At 70.7% G+C, this 17,227-nt stretch carries 14 protein-coding genes; 6 read left to right on the forward strand and 8 right to left on the reverse strand.

Annotation, left to right across the window (positions count from 1 at the left end):
• Nucleotides 1-298: 298 nt before the first annotated feature.
• Entirely contained in the window at nucleotides 299-565 is a 267-nt protein-coding gene (gene crgA / locus L8M95_RS10990; protein WP_260489233.1) for a cell division protein CrgA, read from the reverse strand.
• 89 nt (nucleotides 566-654) lie between these two features.
• Between crgA and L8M95_RS10995 the strand changes: the two genes are divergently transcribed.
• Nucleotides 655-1,335: an aminodeoxychorismate/anthranilate synthase component II gene (locus L8M95_RS10995; protein WP_260486178.1), complete on the forward strand. Its 681-nt coding sequence runs from the start codon at nucleotides 655-657 to the stop codon at nucleotides 1,333-1,335.
• Nucleotides 1,336-1,403: 68 nt separating this feature from the next.
• On the opposite strand, the gene pknB is transcribed toward L8M95_RS10995, so the two are convergent.
• The 7 genes from pknB to L8M95_RS11030 all read right to left on the reverse strand — a co-directional run bounded on the left by pknB (nucleotide 1,404) and on the right by L8M95_RS11030 (nucleotide 11,015).
• The gene (gene pknB, locus L8M95_RS11000) at nucleotides 1,404-3,452 is read right to left on the reverse strand and encodes a Stk1 family PASTA domain-containing Ser/Thr kinase (protein WP_260486179.1); all 2,049 of its coding nucleotides are present in this window, start codon (nucleotides 3,450-3,452) and stop codon (nucleotides 1,404-1,406) included.
• Nucleotides 3,449-5,053, reverse strand: a complete 1,605-nt coding sequence (locus L8M95_RS11005; protein WP_260486180.1) for a serine/threonine-protein kinase — start codon at nucleotides 5,051-5,053, stop codon at nucleotides 3,449-3,451. Before L8M95_RS11005 ends, pknB begins: the two co-directional genes overlap by 4 nt.
• Nucleotides 5,050-6,522, reverse strand: a complete 1,473-nt coding sequence (locus L8M95_RS11010; protein WP_260486181.1) for a penicillin-binding transpeptidase domain-containing protein — start codon at nucleotides 6,520-6,522, stop codon at nucleotides 5,050-5,052. The genes L8M95_RS11005 and L8M95_RS11010 overlap by 4 nt, the downstream gene beginning before the upstream one ends.
• A gap of 7 nt (nucleotides 6,523-6,529) precedes the next feature.
• Nucleotides 6,530-8,008 carry an FtsW/RodA/SpoVE family cell cycle protein gene (locus L8M95_RS11015; RefSeq protein WP_260486182.1) on the reverse strand — a complete coding sequence of 493 codons (1,479 nt, stop codon included), beginning with the start codon at nucleotides 8,006-8,008 and terminating at the stop codon, nucleotides 6,530-6,532.
• A 3-nt stretch (nucleotides 8,009-8,011) separates the two neighbouring features.
• A complete protein-coding gene (locus L8M95_RS11020; RefSeq protein ID WP_260486183.1) occupies nucleotides 8,012-9,586 on the reverse strand; it encodes a PP2C family serine/threonine-protein phosphatase in 1,575 nt (524 codons plus the stop codon).
• Nucleotides 9,583-10,041, reverse strand: a complete 459-nt coding sequence (locus L8M95_RS11025; protein WP_260486184.1) for an FHA domain-containing protein — start codon at nucleotides 10,039-10,041, stop codon at nucleotides 9,583-9,585. Before L8M95_RS11025 ends, L8M95_RS11020 begins: the two co-directional genes overlap by 4 nt.
• A gap of 86 nt (nucleotides 10,042-10,127) precedes the next feature.
• Nucleotides 10,128-11,015 (reverse strand): DUF3662 and FHA domain-containing protein, encoded by an 888-nt coding sequence (locus L8M95_RS11030; RefSeq protein WP_260486185.1) that lies wholly within the window; start codon nucleotides 11,013-11,015, stop codon nucleotides 10,128-10,130.
• A 253-nt stretch (nucleotides 11,016-11,268) separates the two neighbouring features.
• On the opposite strand from L8M95_RS11030, the gene L8M95_RS11035 reads away from it, so the two are divergent.
• The 5 genes from L8M95_RS11035 (at nucleotide 11,269) to L8M95_RS11055 (ending at nucleotide 17,196) form a co-directional block, all read left to right on the forward strand.
• Nucleotides 11,269-12,018 carry a TetR/AcrR family transcriptional regulator gene (locus tag L8M95_RS11035; protein WP_260486186.1) on the forward strand — a complete coding sequence of 250 codons (750 nt, stop codon included), beginning with the start codon at nucleotides 11,269-11,271 and terminating at the stop codon, nucleotides 12,016-12,018.
• A gap of 237 nt (nucleotides 12,019-12,255) precedes the next feature.
• Complete coding sequence (locus L8M95_RS11040; protein WP_260486187.1) at nucleotides 12,256-13,191, forward strand: glycosyltransferase family 2 protein; 936 nt, start codon at nucleotides 12,256-12,258, stop codon at nucleotides 13,189-13,191.
• On the forward strand, nucleotides 13,188-15,365 hold the full coding sequence (locus tag L8M95_RS11045) for a glycosyltransferase family 2 protein (protein ID WP_260486188.1): 2,178 nt from the start codon (nucleotides 13,188-13,190) through the stop codon (nucleotides 15,363-15,365). Before L8M95_RS11040 ends, L8M95_RS11045 begins: the two co-directional genes overlap by 4 nt.
• On the forward strand, nucleotides 15,362-16,156 hold the full coding sequence (locus L8M95_RS11050; protein ID WP_260486189.1) for a polysaccharide deacetylase family protein: 795 nt from the start codon (nucleotides 15,362-15,364) through the stop codon (nucleotides 16,154-16,156). Before L8M95_RS11045 ends, L8M95_RS11050 begins: the two co-directional genes overlap by 4 nt.
• On the forward strand, nucleotides 16,153-17,196 hold the full coding sequence (locus L8M95_RS11055) for a GNAT family N-acetyltransferase (RefSeq protein WP_260486190.1): 1,044 nt from the start codon (nucleotides 16,153-16,155) through the stop codon (nucleotides 17,194-17,196). Before L8M95_RS11050 ends, L8M95_RS11055 begins: the two co-directional genes overlap by 4 nt.
• Nucleotides 17,197-17,227 lie beyond the last annotated feature (31 nt).

Consider the following 17,227-nt stretch of genomic DNA (forward strand, 5'->3'; position numbering starts at 1 on the left):
ATAACACGCGTGGAGTTCGACTGCCGTTCGAGTCGACGCGGGCCCGACCTGCGACGTCGTCCTCGTCGTCGTCCCACAGGGTTTATCCCCAGTGTGGAGGGAGTTGTCCACAGCGTGTGAGGGGTGTGGAAGGCGGAGGTCGACACTCCTCACGTCGTCATCGCGCCCCCGTGACCTGCACAGATGGGGTCATTGGGGAGAAAATGCAGGTCACCCCCCGCATCATGCGGGGGGTGACCTGTGGATAAACCTGTGGAACGAGCGATCCGGGCCTGTGGAAGACCGCCCGGAGGGGTATCTAGCGCCAGTTCATGGTCATGAGAAGTCCCACGACGGCGAGACCGAAGCCGATCGCGAAGTTCTGCCACGTCTCCAGCGAGGCCATGAACGGGATCCGCTCTCCGGCGATGTAGTACGTCACCAGCCAGAGCAGACCGACGATCATCAGCCCCAGCATCAGTACGAGGTACCAGCGGGCCGTCGGGGTCCCCTTGACCTTGACGGGGGTGCGGCTGACGGCCGCCTCGGTGTACTCGGTCTTGGACCGGACCTTCGACTTGGGCATGGAGTCCTCGAACTGGTGGGGGATGTTCGGGGCCACTCTACCAAGCCCGCCCTCGACACCCACTCGTGTGACCGCAGTACGCTGCGTCTATGCGCATTCTCGTCGTCGACAACTACGACAGCTTCGTCTACAACCTGGTCCAGTACCTGGGTCAGTTGGGGGCGACGTGCGACGTGTGGAGGAACGACGACGACAGGCTCGCCGGCCCGGACCGCAGCTACGACCCGGCCGGACTGCAACGGGTCGTCAGTGGGTACGACGGCGTCCTGCTGAGCCCGGGGCCCGGAACGCCGGACCGGGCGGGAGCGACGATCCCGCTGATCGGGGTCTGTGGACGCGCGGGCGTCCCGGTGCTCGGCGTGTGCCTCGGCCACCAGGCGATCGGGGAGGCGTTCGGCGCGACCGTCGACCGGGCCGCCGAACTCATGCACGGCAAGACCAGCCAGGTCACGCACGACGACTCGGGCGTCCTCGCCGGAATCCCCAGCCCGTTCACGGCCACGCGGTACCACTCGCTGACCGTGCTGCCGGAGACGATCCCGGACGACCTGGTTCCCACCGCGTGGACCGCGTCCGGCCTGGTCATGGCGATGCGGCACCGCGACATGCCCATCCACGGGGTGCAGTTCCACCCCGAGTCGGTGATGAGCGACGGTGGTCACCGGATGCTCGCCAACTGGCTGGGGATGTGTGGCGAACGGCCGTCGGAGACGCTGGTCACCCGGTTGGAGACCGAGCTCGACCGGGCGCGCGGCGCCGCCCTGGCCTGACCGGCCGGACCCGGCCCGACCGGGTTACTGCGCACGCGGCGATCGTGTCGGCGGAAGACGTACCGGGGTCAGCCCGGGCCGGGGACCAGTCCGAAGCGGATCACCCGGACGACCACCTGGTCGTTGACGCCGGCCTCGCCCACGGGCGGCTGGTGTGACCAGATCTGGCCGACCCGGCTGAGGTCGGGATCGTTCTGCGGGAGCTCCACCAGTTGTCCGCGGTCGCCACGCCAGCCGGCCCGCGCGAGTTTGCCGAGGGCCTCCTCCACGGTGTCTCCGACGAGGTTGGGCATCTCGAACCGGTTTCCGGCCGAGACCTGCAGCGTGATGGTGGCGCCCTTGAGCTGGGTCTGACCCGGAGCGGTGGACTGGCCCACCACCTGACCCTCCGGTGCGGTGCCGTCGACCCGTTGGGTGTCCACGCGGAAGCCCGCTGCCTCGAGGGTGGCGCGGGCCGGATCGGCCGACTGGCCCACCACGCCGGGTACCGCGACCTGCTCGGGGCCCGACCCCACCGTCAGCCGGACCGGCCGGTCGGAGGGCACCTGCGCACCCGGACCGGGGTCGGTGTCGACGACCTTGTCCTGGTCCTCGGGCGTCGACGGCCGGGCCTCGTTCTCCGGAACCACCTGGAATCCGGCCTCCTCGAGGGCCAGCCGGGCATCGGCGGGGGACATGCCCATGACATTGGGGACGGAGAGGATGGGCTTGCCCGTCGAGACCACCAGGCTGATCTCCGAACCCACGGCGAGGCGTTTACCCGCGATGGGGTCCGACGAGATCACGTGCCCCTCGGGGATCTGCGGGTGTGGCGCCGCGGTCTGCACGGGCTCGAGTCCGAGGGAGGTCAGCTCGTCGACCACCTCGCCCACCGGCCGCTGGGCGACCTCGGGGATGGTGACCTCCTGCCGCTGGGAGATGCCGCCGCCCCTGTCGGATGTGGCGATCATCGTCACCGCGGCGATGCCTCCCAGCACCAGGAGCGCAGCCAGCGCGATGGCCACCGCGCGGGGCCTGCGGCGCCCGGCCTCACGGTCCCGATCATCGCGACGGGGGGCGGGCCGGGATGCGGAGCGGGACGCGGTGGCGGCGTGCGCCCCCGTGGCGGCCGGGTCCCCGGTCAGCTCCGACAGAGCGTGGGCCTCGGTGGGCGCCTCGGTCGGCGACCAGGCGGATCGGCCGGTTCCGTATCCCGCGCCGGTGAATCCGTGGGGGGCGTCGGGCCTCTGGTCGTCGTCGAGCTCGTCGTCGGTCAGCACCAGGGGGGCCGCCGGGCGACCACCGGTGAGCACCGTGAGCAGGTCGGTGCGCATCTCCCCGGCGGAGGTGTAACGGTTCTCCGGGTTCTTGGCCATCGCCTGCATGACCACCGCGTCGACGTAGCGGCTGACCTCCGGGTTCACCACCGACGGCGGTGCAGGGGATTCGCGGACGTGCTGGTAGGCCACCGCGACCGGTGACTCACCGGTGAACGGCGGCGCCCCGGCGACCATCTCGTAGAGCACGCACCCCGCGGAGTACAGGTCCGAGCGTGCGTCGACGGACTCGCCGCGCGCCTGCTCGGGGCTGAGGTACTGGGCCGTCCCGAGGACCGATGAGGTGTTGGTGAGCGTGGAACTGGAGTCACTGATGGCCCGGGCGATACCGAAATCCATGACCTTGACCGCGCCGTCGCGCGAGATCATGATGTTCGCCGGCTTGACGTCGCGGTGGACGATGCCCTTCTTGTGGGAGAAGTCCAGCGCACCGCACACGTCGGCCATCACGCCGAGCGCGCGCTCGGCCTCCATCGGGCCGTCCATCCTCACGATGTCGCGGAGGGTGTCGCCCTCGACCAACTCCATCACGATGTAGGGCAGCGAACCGTCGGCGGTGTGCTCCTCGCCCTGGTCGTAGATCGCCACGATCGACGGGTGGTTGAGCGACGCGGAGTTCTGCGCCTCCCGGCGGAAACGCTGGTAGAAGGTCTCGTCCCGGGCCAGTTCCGGGCGCATGATCTTCACCGCCACGTCCCGCCCCAGGACGGTGTCGCGTCCACGGCGGACCTCGGACATGCCGCCGTAGCCGAGGGGATCGCCGATCTCGTACCGGCCGGCGAGGATCGAGGGCGTCGTCATCCGCGGTCACCCGCTTCGCGGGCGGGAACGGGCACGGTGTCGCCGGCCACGCCCCGCGCCTGGGGCTGAGCTTGCCCCTGGCCCTGCCCTTGCGCCTGCCCTTGCCCCTGGCCTTGGCCCTGGCTCTGGCCCGGCTGCCCCTCGGGCGGCAGGAACGAGCTGAACTCGGAGGTGAGCGAGTCCAACATGTCCTGCAGGTCGGTGGCCGGCGGCGCCTCGCTCGGCGACGGCTCGGGCCGGGGGCTCGGCGTCGGGGTGGGGGGCGGCTCCGGTGCGGGTGCGGGGGCCTGCGTCGTGACGGTCGTCGCCGGGGCGGCGGTCGTCGGGGTCGTGGGGGTGGTCCGGCCGAAGAGACCGCCCGAGCCGAAGACCCCGGCGTTGGACAGGGCGATGACGGCTGCCACCGTCAGCACCGCGACGAGGACGAACAGCACCAGGAACCAGCCCACGCAGCCGGAACCACGACGCCCGAGCTGCGGGGGCCTGGAGGTGACCGGTGGGGTGGACGGACGCCGTGGCGCGGCCTGCGTCGGCCGGGGCCGGGGCGGATGCGCTGCCGGTGCCGGCTGCTGTCCCCGGGTCCGGGGCTGCGCGGCGGTGCCGGGGTGCGCACGCGTGTAGGCCCGTGTCGGGTCGGGGATACTCCCCGTCCGGTACACGCCACCCGGGTCGCCTTCGGGCAGGACGGTGGTCGCCGCGGTTGCACCGGCGACGCCCGCCGCGGCGCCGGCGGCGGCGATGAACGCGGCCGGGGGGCGCGGGTCGCGGCCGGCCCGGAGGTCGGCGACGGCCTCGGCGAACGCCTCACCGTCCGGGTAGCGCCGGCCGGGGTCCTTGGCCATTGCCGCGGCGAGGACCCGACGGACCGGCTCGGGGACCGAGTCGGGCAGGGGCGGCGGGGCGTCGCGCACGTGCATCATCGCCACGGACACCGGTGAGTCGGCGACGAACGGCCGTCGGCCGGCCAGGCACTCGTAACCCACCACGCCGAGCGAGTACACGTCCCCCGCCGGGGAGGTCTCGTGGCCCATGGCCTGTTCGGGGGCGATGTACTGCGCGGTGCCCACGACCATCCCCGTCTGCGTGACGGCGGAGGCCCCCATGGACTTGGCGATGCCGAAGTCGGTGAGCTTCACCTGACCGGCGGGCGTGATGAGGATGTTGCCGGGCTTGACGTCGCGATGGACGAGTCCGATGGCGTGGGCGGCGTTGAGGGCCCGGCCGGTCTGCTCGAGCATGTCGAGGGTGTGCCGCATGGGCAGCGTGCCCTCACGGGCGAGGACGTCCGAGAGCGGCTCGCCCACCACGAGTTCCATGACCAGGTAGGACAGGGGGCTGCCGGAGGCGGGGTCGTCGATCTGTCCGTAGTCGTAGACGGTCGCGATCCCGGGGTGGGAGATCCTCGCGGTGACCTTCGCCTCGGAGCGGAAACGCTCGACGAACTCGGGGTCGGAGGAATACTCCGCCTTGAGCACCTTGACGGCGACGTGCCGGTCGAGGACACCGTCGTCGGCCTCCCACACCTGCCCCATGCCGCCGGTGGCGATGAGACGCAGGAGGCGGTAGCGATCGGACAGGATCGCGCCGGAGTTCAGACTCACGGCGCGCCTCCCAACAGTGCGCCCAGGACCTCGCGGCCGATGGGCGCGGCGTAGGTGGCGCCGACGGTGTCGCGGGAGACGCCGGGCCCGGACTCGATCGCCACGGCCACCGCGACGTCACGGCCGGGGACGAACGCGATGTACCAGGTGTAGGGGATGGACTCGGAGGAGTCGACGCCGTGCTCGGCGGTGCCTGTCTTGGAGGCCACGGTGACGCCCGGCAGACCGCCTCCGGCGCCTCGTTCGGCGCCGACCATCATCTCGGTGAGGGTGCCGGCCTGCTCGTCGGTGAGGGCGCGGGCGGCGTCGCGGGGGGTGAAACCCTGGACGACGGAGAGGTCGGGTGCCGACAGGGTCTTGATGAGTTGCGGTTCCATACGGACCCCGCCGTTGGAGACGGTCGCGGCCACCATGGCGTTCTGCAGGGTGGTCATTCGGACGTCGCTCTGCCCGATGGAGCTCATGGCCAGCTGGGCGTCGTCCTCCATCTGCCCCAGGCCCGACGGCGCGACCGGGATGCCGAAGTCGTCCGGGGCGGTGCCGTCGATGCCGAACTTCTCCGCCATCTCGGTGAACGCCTCGGCGCCGATCTCCTGGCTCAGCTCCACGAAGGGCACGTTGCAGGACTTCTCGAGGGCGGTGCGCAGGGTGACCGTGCTGCCGCCGCAGGTCTGACCCGCGTAGTTCTCCAGGTAGGTGGCCGTGCCCGGCAGGAGCGTACGGTCCGCACCGGAGACGGGGGTCTCGGGGCCCATGCCCTGTTCGAGGGCGGCGGCCGTGGTGATGATCTTCATCGTGGAGCCGGGCGGCAGGGACTGCTGGGTGGCGTGGTTGAGCAGCGGCCGGTCCGGGCTCTGCTCGATACGCGCCATCTCCTGCGCGCGCACGTCCGGGTCGGTGCTGGACAGGGCCCCCGGGTCGAAGGACGGGCTGGACGCCAGTGCCAGCACCTCCCCGGTCGAGGGGCGGACGGCGGCGACGGATCCGACGAACGGGCCCTGGCCGGCGCCCCGCTGCAGAGCCTCGAAGGCGACCTGCTGCCCCACCGGGTCCAGGGTGAGTTCGACCGAACCGCCCTGCGGGGTGCGGCCGGAGATCAGACCGGTGATCCGTTGGGACAACAGCCTGGGGTCGGAGCCGTTGAGGAAGGCGTCCTGGGTCTGCTCGACGCCGGCGGTGGCGAACTGCAGCGAGTAGTAGCCGACGGTCGGGCCGAAGACGGCCGGGTCGGTGGGGTAGGTCCGCTCGAACTCGAAGCGCCCGTCCGACGGCAGGGACAGGGCCAGTACGCGTCCGCCGGCCGTGATCTGTCCGCGCTGGCGGGAGTACTCGTCGAGGAGCATGCGGGTGTTGCGGGAGTCGGCGCGCAACTCGTCGGCGCGGAAGACCTGCACCCAGGTGAGCTGGAGGAGCAGGGCCACCACCATGACCATGGCGGCGACCGCGACCCTGCGGATGGCGGTGTTCACGCAGGGATCACCCGCTCTTCCGGCCCGGCGACAGGCGCGGGGTCCGCATCATGCCGGTGGCGGCGTCGGCCAGGGCGGGCGCCTGACGGGGGGTGGGGACCGGGCGGCGCGCATCGTGGGACAGCCGCAGCAGGATGGCCAGCAGCGCGTAGTTGGACAACAGGCTGGACCCGCCGTAGGCCATGAACGGCAGCGTCAACCCGGTGAGGGGGATGAGGGTGGACACGCCTCCGACCACCACGAACACCTGGATCGCCACGGTGAACGCCAGTCCCACCGCGACGAGCTTGCCGAAGCTGTCGCGGATGGTCAGCCCCACCCGGATGCCGCGCAGGATGAGGATCGCGTAGACCATCAGCACCGCGGCCAGGCCGATGAGGCCCAGCTCCTCGCCGATGGTGGAGGTGATGAAGTCGGTGTTGGCGAACGGCACCTGGTCGGGCCGGCCGTTGCCGAGCCCGGTGCCGCCCATGCCGCCGGAGGCGAGGCCGAACAGGGCCTGCGAGCTCTGGTAGCCGCCGGTGTCGAAGAAGGCGAAGGGGTCCTGCCAGATCTGGAACCGCACGCGCACGTGCCCGAACAGCGCGTACGCCAACACCCCGCCGATCGCGACCAGGACCACTCCGATGAGCAGCCAGCTGACCCGCTCGGTGGCCACGTACAGCATGGTCAGGACGGTGGCGAACAGCAGGAGGCACATGCCCAGGTCCGTGTTGAACACCAGTACGCCCAGCGAGAGGAACCAGGCCACGATGATGGGCCCGAGGTCGCGGGCACGCGGCAGGTCCACGCCCAGCACGCGCTTACCGGCGGTCGTGAACAATTCGCGCTTCTCCACCAGGATCGAGGCGAAGAAGATGATGAGCAGGATCTTGGCGAACTCGCCGGGCTGGATGGTGAACCCGGGCAGGATGATCCAGTTCTTGGCGCCGTTGATCTCGGAGAACCGGGAGGGCAGCACCGCCGGGATCGCGAGCAGGACGAGGCCGGCGAACCCCATCGTGTAGCCGTACCGGGCCAGGACGCGGTGGTCGCGCAGGAAGTACAGCACGACCGCCATCACGCTCAGCCCGAGGAACGTCCACAACAGCTGCCGGGTGACGTCCATCCCGGGTGGGTCGTTGCCGCTCGCGGCGGCGTTGGCCGCGTACGTCAGGTCGAGGCGGTAGATGAGGACCAGTCCCAGCCCGTTGAGCAGCGCGACGCCCGGCAGCAACACCGGGTCGGCGTAGGGGGCGAGCCAACGGATGAGCAGGTGCGCGCCGCCGGTGAGGCCGAGGAACGCCAGGGTGATCCACAGCGGCGCCAGCGACAGTTCCTGCTCCTGGGCGAGTTGGACCAGCAGCAGCGAGAAGCCGACGATCACCGCGGCGGCGATGAGCAGGACGAGTTCCTTGCCCCGGCGCGGACTGTCGGGCACCGCCTGTGCCCGGGGGTCGGATGCGGGTGAGGCCGACGACGGTGATGCTGACGCGGGTGCGGGCATGGGTCAGCTCACCGCCCGGCAGGTCTCCCCGGGCACCTGCGCGGGGGACGAGGGGGTGGGGGGAGTCGACGCATCGTCGGTGGGGGCGGCCCCACCGGACGGGGCGGGGGTCTCCGCCGGGGACGTGGGGCCGTCCGGTGACCCCGGGGCGGCGGGGGACGGCGACCCGTTGGGGGACGGGGAACCCGTGGGGGAGGGCGACGACGAGGACTGCCCGCCCCGGCGCTCCTGCTCCTCACGCGGCTCGCAGGGCGGCAGGAGGTTGTCCCGCGTGAGGCGGGAGACCTGGGCGCCGGCCTCGGCGAGACTGCCCGACGGCATCCCCGCCCGGACGGTCTCCCGGGCGGGCTCGCGGAGGTCCCCCAGGGTGAACACGTCGCACCCGGTGGGGATGGCGTCGGGGGAGTGCATGGTGAGGTCGCCCTCGCGGGTGAGGCACCCCACCTGGCTGACCGAGGCCAGCGAGATGCCGAAGACCTCCCCGGAGATGCCCCTCTTCACCACGACCTGGCTGTCCGATTCGGTGACGAAGTAGTTGCTGCGGACGAGCAGCGCGGACACGCCGATGATCCCGGCCACGACGACGAGTACCCCGACCACGCTCAGGGCGAACCGCCATCGGCTGCCACGGGGCGGGGCGGGGTCGCCCTCGTCGTCGTCGGATCCGTTCCCACGTCCGGCGCCCCCGGCGTCGGCGCCCGACGCACCGGCGGCGCCCCCGCGGGCGGCGACCTGCGCGCGGGAGAACGCGGCGGCCTTACCGGCCGCGGTGCCGGAGTACGGGTCGGCGGCGGGATCGATCTGGCCCGGTTCGTCGCCCGACGCCGCACCCACGACCACGGGGATGGCCGGCGCGTCGCGCGGCGAGTCCAGGACGTCGGCGAGGACCACGGTGATGTTGTCCGGCCCGCCCGACCGCAACGCCAGCTGCACCAACCGGTCCGCGGCCTCGTCGACGGTGCCGGTGCCGAGCGTCTCGGCGATGGTCTCGGTGCTCACCGGGTCGGACAGGCCGTCGGAGCACAGCAGGTAGCGGTCGCCGACCCGCGCCTCGCGGATGACGGCGGTCGGCTCCACCGGTTCCCCGGTCAGCGCCTTGAGGATGAGCGAACGGCGCGGATGGGTGTGCGCCTCGTCGGCGGACAGCTCCCCGCGGTCGACGAGGGACTGGACGAAGGTGTCGTCCTTGGTGATCTGGGTCAGCGTCCCGTCGCGCAGCAGGTAGGCCCGGGAGTCGCCCACGTGGATCAGGCCCATGCGACGGCCGTCGAACAGCAGCGCGGTGGCCGTGCAGCCCATGCCGTCGGTCTCCGGGTGCGCCTCGACGTGCGCGGAGATCGCGTCGTTGCCGACGGTCAGCGCGCGGGTGAGGGCCCCGGTGAGGTCCTGGCCCGGCTCGTCCTCGTCGAGTCTGGCGAGCGCCGCGACGACGAACTGGCTGGCGATCTCGCCCGCCGCGTGCCCGCCCATCCCGTCGGCGAGGGCGAGCAGGCGGGGACCGGCGTAGGCCGAGTCCTCGTTGTTCTCCCGCACCATGCCCAGGTGGGAGCGCGCGGTGTAGACGAGCGCCGGGGTCACGTGCGGAGCTCGATCACGGTCTTGCCGATCCGGATCGGCGTGCCGGCGTCCACCTTGACGGGGGTCGTCACCCGCGATCTGTCCAGATAGGTGCCGTTCGTCGAGCCGAGGTCCTCGAGGAACCAGTCCGGGCCGTGCGGGGACAGCCGCGCGTGCTGGTTGGACGCGTAGTCGTCGTCGATCACCAGGGTGCACGAGTCGGCGCGGCCCAGCAGTACCGGCTGTTCGGACAGGGTGATCCGGGTACCGGCGAGCGCGCCCTGGGTGACCACGAGATGGCGGATCGTCCTCGACCCCCGTCCGAAGACACCGCCCCGTCGCTCCCCGCGACCGGACGAGCGCATCCCCACGTTGCCGAAGACATCGGTCTTGAGCGCCCGCAGGGTGAGGTAGATGAACAGCCACAACAGGGCCAGCAACAGACCACGCGAGAGCTGCAGAACGAGTCCCTGCACTGGTGTCGCCCTCCCCTCGCCGGTCAGTTCTCCTCAGACAACGCGCGACCGCCCCCGGGGGTTCCGGGGGGCCGTCCGTGTCGAGGCTAGTCGAATCGGACGGTGATCTCCGAGTGTCCGACCCTGATGACGTCCCCGTCGGCGAGTTGCCAGTCCTGGATCGGCCCGTCGTTCACGGTGGTGCCGTTGGTCGAGCCGAGGTCGGTGAGAACCGCCTCGCGGCCGTCGAAGTGGATGTCCGCGTGCTGTCGCGACACCCCGGTGTCGGGAAGCCGGAACGCCGCGTCCTGCCCACGTCCCAGCAGGTTGGAGCCCCGCTGGAGCCGGAACGTGCGCCCCGAGCCGTCCTCGAGGTGCAGCGTCACCGTCAGGGAGGACCGGCCCTGGGTGATCTGGGTCGGAGCGTCGGACGGACCGCCCCACCCGGCGCCCCGGGAACCGGAACCGGTCGTGACGGGGTAGTTGGAAACGGGTGCCTGCATGTCGCTGTTCTCCTTGCTCGCATTCGTCCCGCCCGCACGCGGCCCGTCCTCACCCGGCGACGACGGTGCCGGGTGGTCCGGGGCCGGTGCCGGCGCGGCGGCCGAGATGTGGAACGGGACGGCGTCGGGGTCCACGACCCCGTCGATACGCATCTGTCCGGTGTGGAGGTCGTCACGCTCCACGAAGGTCACGGTGACCGGACCGTAGGTCTCCCAGCCCTGCTCGGTGATGTGATCCGACAGGTGGCGGGAGAAGGTCTTGACCGCCAGCGCCTCGTCCTCGGTGAACGATTCGTAGTCCGACCGCGCGAGGGTGATGGTGTAACTGTTGGACACCAACAGGTGTCCGTCGACCACCTTGAGGGAGGCCTCCGCCTGCTTGCGCAGCTGCGCCTCCACCTCGGCCGCCACGACCCGACCGCCGAAGAGGCGGGCGAACGCGTCGCCGACGGCGCCCTGGAGGGTGCGCTCGAACTTCCCGACGATCCCCATACCTCGCCTCCTTCCTCACGGTGGGCCGCGGCCATCGGCCGACTCGGCTCTTCTCATTCCGCCCACGGGGCGGCATCCGGTCGATCATAGAGGCGGTGGCGGCGGGAAGCACGTGTTGGCGATCCGACACCGGCGGCCCGGGGCGGACTCGGTCACCGGTGCCCGCCCGGGGTGGCCTATGGTGACAGATTGAGTGTTCGTCGTGCGACCCGGTCACGGGTTCGAGCGATGTCGGAGTACCCCGGAACCGGGCATGGCCTACGTGCCTCCCGGGCACGCGCAGATCCAACGGTGTGAGAAGGGCCAACACAACAGCATGGGCAGGGCCACCGATTCCCTCCGGAAGCAGTCCGTTCCGCACCGGTCCCCGAAAACGTCCGGGAGTACCAAGAAGGCGATTCTGGACAGCGCCGAGGCCCTGCTCGCCGACGACGATGTCAGCAATGTCACCATGCGCTCGATCGCCGAGGCCGCCGGGATCGACCCTGCGAGCGTCACCTACCACTTCGGGGGGAAGACGGAGCTGATCGCCGCAGTGATGCGGCGGAGGTACACGGCCCTCCGGGAGCTCCAGCTGGGTGCCCTGACCAGGCTGTTGGCGGAGTCCACCGAGATCCCGACCGTTCGTCAGCTCCTCGACACCGTCTATCGACCGTGGTTCGAGATGGTGGGTTCCGATGATCAGGGTTGGCGCAGCTACTCGCGACTGGTCGCCGGAACCTTGAACGACGGGATCCTCGCCGACCTCATCGAGGACCATGCCGGCCAGTGGCGGGAGGCCCTCGTCGCGGCGCTGTGCCGGGCCTGTCCCGGAGCGGACGAGAAGACTGTCATGCAGGCCCTCGCGCTGACCTTCGGGGCGGCGTTGCCCTTCGTCGCCCCGCCGGCGGCCTCGACGGCCGGTGGTCCGGACGCGCCGACCGTGTCGGATCGCGACTACGAGCGATTCCTCCACTTCGTCTCCTCCGGGTTCGAGAGCATGGCCTCCTGGCCGATCGGGTAGCCCCGGGGCGTCCCGCCCGCTGCCCCGTCCCGCCCGCTGCGCCGTCCCACGCTGCCCCGTCCCACGCTGCGCCGAGGATCCCCTCGGCGCCGCGGCGTCTCGTCCTAATGGGCAAACCCTTCAAAACGACCGGCCGAACGATGCCGATCTGAGATAAGAAATCTGTAACAACTTCAAGCGACTTTAAGATATGTTCATCAAGACCTGGGGGGATCAACTCGAACGAGGGGGCGCGCTATGAGCACCAACATCAACGGCAACGCACGGAGTATTCCGCTGCACAACGCCACACGAGCACCGAGAGTCAGCCTGGTCATACCGACTCTGAACGAGGCGGAGAACCTCGGCTGTCTCCTACCGACGATCGGGGACATCGTCGATGAGCTGGTCATCGTCGACGGGAGGTCGACCGACGGCACCATCGAGACCGCACTCTCGCTGCGTCCGGACGCACTGATCGTCAAGGAGCCGCGTGCCGGCAAGGGGTACGCGCTGCAGGCGGGCTTCAGTGCCTGTAGCGGCGACATCATCGTGATGATGGATGCGGACGGATCGATGGCACCAGCCGAGATCGACACGTTCGTCTCGGCGCTCCTCGCCGGCGCGGACGTCGTCAAGGGTTCCAGATTCCTCCAGGGCGGGGGCAGCGGAGACCTCACGGGGGTCCGCATGCTGGGGAACGCGGTCCTGACACGTACCGTCCGCTGGACGTTCGGCGGTCGGTTCTCGGATCTGTGCTACGGATACATGGCGTTCTGGCGCGACGTCCTGCCGTTCTTCGACGAGGAGGTCGGCGGGTTCGAGATCGAGACCTTCCTCAACGTCCGTTCACTGGCCGCCGGGCTCCGGGTGGTGGAGGTCGCGTCGTACGAGGAACACCGCATCAACGGCGAGAGCAATCTGAGCGCCATCAAGGACGGGTACCGGGTGTTGAGCACCATCGTCCGCGAACGCCGTCGCGTGCGCCGCTACCGCGCGAGCCTCGGGCTGCACCGCCCCGACCTGCACAGCGGGGCACCGATGCCCCATCCGGTGATCGCCCTCCGTGATCACCGGACGCACAGCGTGGTGACGGCCACGACGTTCCCGGCAGCGTCCGGATCGTCGGTCGCAGGGGTGGCCGTCGCCGCCGTGGTCGGCGAGGGGAACACCTGCCCGGCGCACGAGCAATGACCGCGGCGCGCACCACGGTGGTCGTGTGCGCGAACTCGTCGGACAGGTACCCGCAGCTGGTCGCAGCGGTCGGGTCCGTGCTCGAGCAGTCCCGCCCACCCGCCGAGGTCATCATGGTGATCGACCACAACCCCGACCTGCTGGGACGAGTGACGCGACGGTTCCCGGACCTGGTCGCGGTGGAGAACTCCGGGCCGCAGGGTCTGTCCGGGGCGCGCAACACGGGAACAGCTAGGGCCCGCGGCGATATCGTGGCCTTCCTCGATGACGACGCCGAGGCCGACCCCGGCTGGCTCGAGGCGATGACCGCGCATTTCGCCAGGCCCGAGGTGCTCGGGGTCAGCGGGTTCGCGGAACCGCAGTGGGCGGTCGGCCGGCCCGGATGGTGGCCGGACGAGTTCGACTGGGTGGTGGGCTGCAGCTATCGGGGCCTGCCGCTCCGGCCGGAACCGGTGCGGAACCTGATGGGTTGCGCGATGGCGCTCCGCCGGGACGTCGTCCGGGCGGCGGGGGGATTCGACACCGCGCTGGGCCGGACCCGCTCCGGTGCGGCCGGTTGCGAGGAGACCGAACTGTGTATCCGTGCCGCCGGGATCTTCCCCGGCGGTGTCTTCCTCCACGAGCCGGCTGCGCGGGTGCGCCACCACGTCCCGGCATCCCGGGGCACCCTCGGATACTTCCGCTCACGGTGCTTCGCCGAAGGTGTCTCCAAGCGTCTCGTCACACGTCGTACCGGCGCGGGCAATGGGCTCGCCTCGGAATACACCTACACGACGAGGACCCTGCCCGCCGGGGTGGTGCGCAATCTCGCGCGAGCCCTCCGCGGCGATCCGGCGGGGGTGTTGCGTGCGGCAGCGATCGGCTACGGGCTCGGGGCGACGATGGCGGGCTTCCTCACGGCCCCCGGCCGCCGGACGCGGACGCCCGGTGCGTCTGCCGTGCTCCCGACGGTGGATCCGGTGCTCCCCCTGGTCATCGACGTCTGTGAACCGCCCCGGCCGCTGCGCACCGGGTCGGACCATGGCCCGTACCAGCGGGCGTGGTGCCTTCTCCTCGACGACGGGATCCCGGTCAGCGAACACGAGATCCCCCTGGACGGAACCGAGGAGACCACCGCAGACCTGCTCGGACGCCTCGAGAGGACCGGGGCAGGAGGTGCGGGACGCCGCACCCGGTCGGCCGGGCGTGGGCGTACCCGAGACGACACGACGGTGGTGATCGCCACCCGCGGACGACCCGCACTGCTGGCGGAATGCCTGGAGTCGATCGCGGGCGGGACGACGGTGCCCAGCCGGGTGGTCGTGGTCGACAACGCACGACCCGACGACGAGACCGAACAGTTGGTCACCCGGTACCGGATGCCGGGGAGCGAGGTCGCGTACGTACGCGAGGACCGGCCCGGCCTGGCGCTCGCGCACAACGCTGCTCTCCCGCACGTCGCGACCGGACTCGTCGCGTTCACGGACGACGACGTGTGGGTCCACGACCGCTGGCTCGAGAACATCACGAGCGCATTCGACGCCGATCCCGACACCGTGTGTGTGACGGGGATGATCGCGCCCCGCGAACTGGACACCCTCGCCCAGCAGTGGGTGGAGGCCCAGGGGGTCTACAGCAAGGGCTTCCGGAGTCGCGTGTTCGACAACGCGGAGCACCGGGGCGACAACCCGATGTTCCCCTACGCCGCGGGCACCTTCGGCTCGGGGGCGAACATGGCGTTCCGTACGGACTTCCTGCGCACGATAGGTGGGTTCGACGGGGCGCTCGGCACGGGCACCGTCACGAAGGGCGGCGACGACCTCGCGGTCTTCTACGACGTCATCCGCCACGGGGGCCGTCTGACCTACGTGCCCTCGGCCATCGTGCTGCATCCGCATCACCGCGACTACGCGGCACTCCGACGTCAGGTGTACGGGTACGGCGCGGGGCTGGGCGCTCATCTGACGCGGTGCGTCCTCGACGAGCCCCGCGCGGTGGTGACGATGCTGCGCAACCACCGGGCCGCGACGGCCAGGCTCGCGACCATCCTGCACCCGCCCCGGTCGCGGGGACTGCCCGCCTACCCGCGCGACCTGTCGCGGGCACAGCGCAGCGGGCTCGCCTCGGGGCCGGCCCGGTACCTGCTCAGCCGCTACGGCTCGCGTGGTCCCTCCGAGCGACGGGTGAGCGCATGACCCAGAACCTGCCCGTGTTGCTCTACCACTCCGTCACCGACTCGCCCGTCCCCGGGTTCGAGAAGTTCACCGTTCATCCCGATCAGTTCGAATCGCACCTGGACCATCTGCTCGACGACGACCGCCTCGTCATGTCCCTCGGCCGGTTGGCAGCGCACATCAGTACCGGCACCCCGTTGCCGGAAGGCGCGATGGCCATCACGTTCGACGACGGTCTGGCGGACTTCGCACACCACGCGTGGCCCCTACTGCACGCCCGGGGCATGCCCGCCACGTTGTACACGGTCGCCGGATACATCGGAGACCGGAGCCGATGGCTGCCCGCCGACGCCGGGCGCATGCGGATGCTCAGCGCGGACGAACTGACAGCCCTGGCCGACGACGGCGTCGAGATCGGAGCTCACAGCATGACCCATCCACAGCTCGATCTGGTTCCACTCGTCCGCGCCCGTCAGGAGATCGTCGAGAGCAAGGATGTCCTCGAACAGCTGCTCGGGCGACCGGTCACCTCGTTCGCGTACCCGCACGGCCATCACACCCGGGCGGTCAAGGACCTCGTGTCGGGTGCCGGGTACACCTCGGCCGCCGCGGTACGGAACATGCTCAGCCACGACCGGGACGACGTGTTCGCGATAGCGCGGCTGACCGTGACCGACGCGGTGACCGAGTCCGATATCGGCCGGCTCCTACAGGGCCGGGGGGCGCGGCGCGCGCCTCGACATCAGTTGCTGCGCACCAGGGCGGGCCGTCAGGTGCGACGGCTCCGGGAGTGGTCGGGGAGGACCCGGTGAGCATCGTCGAGGTCACCTCCCCGGCCCCCCGGGAGCGCTGGCGCGAACTCGTCGCGAGCTCGGACAGTGCGCTGCCCGAACACGCTCCGGGGTGGACCGACGCACTGTGCGCCACGGGTCGCTACGCGGACGTGAGCCGTCACTATTCGTTCGAGGACGGCGGCGAGGCGCTGCTGCCGTTGGTGGCGCGCCGGGGGCCGACCGGCATCGGTGGATGGGCGGGCTCGTACCCGGCTGCCTGGGGGATAGGCGGCCCCCTCGACACCGGCCTCTCGACGGATGCCGCGCGGTCGATACTCCGGGACCTGCGCGGATTGGGGTGTCAGCGCATCGGGATCAGACCCAACCCACTCGACGGGCCGGTGTGGGTGGCCGCGGCTCGGGCCGAGGAGGTCTCGACCATCCCGCGGCGTGCCCACGTGCTGGACCTGTCCGCAGGGGTGGAGGCCGTGTGGGCGGGTATGAACCAGTCGGGCAGGCGAAACGTCCGTCTGGCGCGCCGCGCCGGCGTCCGACTCGAGGTGGGTTCCGGGGGGACCCTGCTCGACGAGTACTACGAGTTGTTCCTCTCGTCGATAGACCGCTGGGCCGAGAAGCAACGTGAACCCCGCGCTCTCGCCAGGGCACGGGCGCGTCGCCGTGACCCGTTGAGCAAGCTGCGCACGATGGGAGACCGGCTCGGGGAGGACTTCCGCGTGATCCTGGCCCACCTGGACGGTGCCCCGGTGGCGGGGGCGATCGTCCTGTACGGCCCCACCGGACACGGGACGCGGGCGGCGATGGACGGCGACAGGATCGGGAAGTCCCACGCCAGCGAACTCGTCTACTGGACCGCCATCGAGTTGGCCTGTGAATCGGGGTGTTCGACGTTCCACATGGGGGAATCCGGACGGTCCAAGGCCCTCGCGCAGGCCAAGGAGAAATTCGGTGCCCGAGCCTATGACTACGCCGAACTCCGCATAGAACGACTTCCGTGGACCCGGATGGACACCGTCGTCCGCACCGGGGTCAAGCGCCTGATCGGCTTCGCTGATGAGTAACCGGGCGCATTCGTATCCGACTTCTCGCCTG

This window comes from Dietzia sp. B32 (genome assembly GCF_024732245.1).
In the GTDB taxonomy this organism is placed as follows: Bacteria; Actinomycetota; Actinomycetes; order Mycobacteriales; family Mycobacteriaceae; genus Dietzia.

Excerpts from the sequence above, each read along its gene's own strand:
- L8M95_RS11035 (WP_260486186.1), top strand. The coding sequence starts at position 11,269 with ATGGCCTACGTGCCTCCCGGGCACGCGCAGATCCAACGGTGTGAGAAG.
- L8M95_RS11040 (WP_260486187.1), top strand. The coding sequence starts at position 12,256 with ATGAGCACCAACATCAACGGCAACGCACGGAGTATTCCGCTGCACAAC.
- L8M95_RS11050 (WP_260486189.1), top strand. The coding sequence starts at position 15,362 with ATGACCCAGAACCTGCCCGTGTTGCTCTACCACTCCGTCACCGACTCG.
- pknB (WP_260486179.1), bottom strand. The coding sequence starts at position 3,452 with ATGACGACGCCCTCGATCCTCGCCGGCCGGTACGAGATCGGCGATCCC.
- L8M95_RS11030 (WP_260486185.1), bottom strand. The coding sequence starts at position 11,015 with ATGGGGATCGTCGGGAAGTTCGAGCGCACCCTCCAGGGCGCCGTCGGC.
- L8M95_RS11015 (WP_260486182.1), bottom strand. The coding sequence starts at position 8,008 with ATGCCCGCACCCGCGTCAGCATCACCGTCGTCGGCCTCACCCGCATCC.
- crgA (WP_260489233.1), bottom strand. The coding sequence starts at position 565 with ATGCCCAAGTCGAAGGTCCGGTCCAAGACCGAGTACACCGAGGCGGCC.
- L8M95_RS10995 (WP_260486178.1), top strand. The coding sequence starts at position 655 with ATGCGCATTCTCGTCGTCGACAACTACGACAGCTTCGTCTACAACCTG.
- L8M95_RS11045 (WP_260486188.1), top strand. The coding sequence starts at position 13,188 with ATGACCGCGGCGCGCACCACGGTGGTCGTGTGCGCGAACTCGTCGGAC.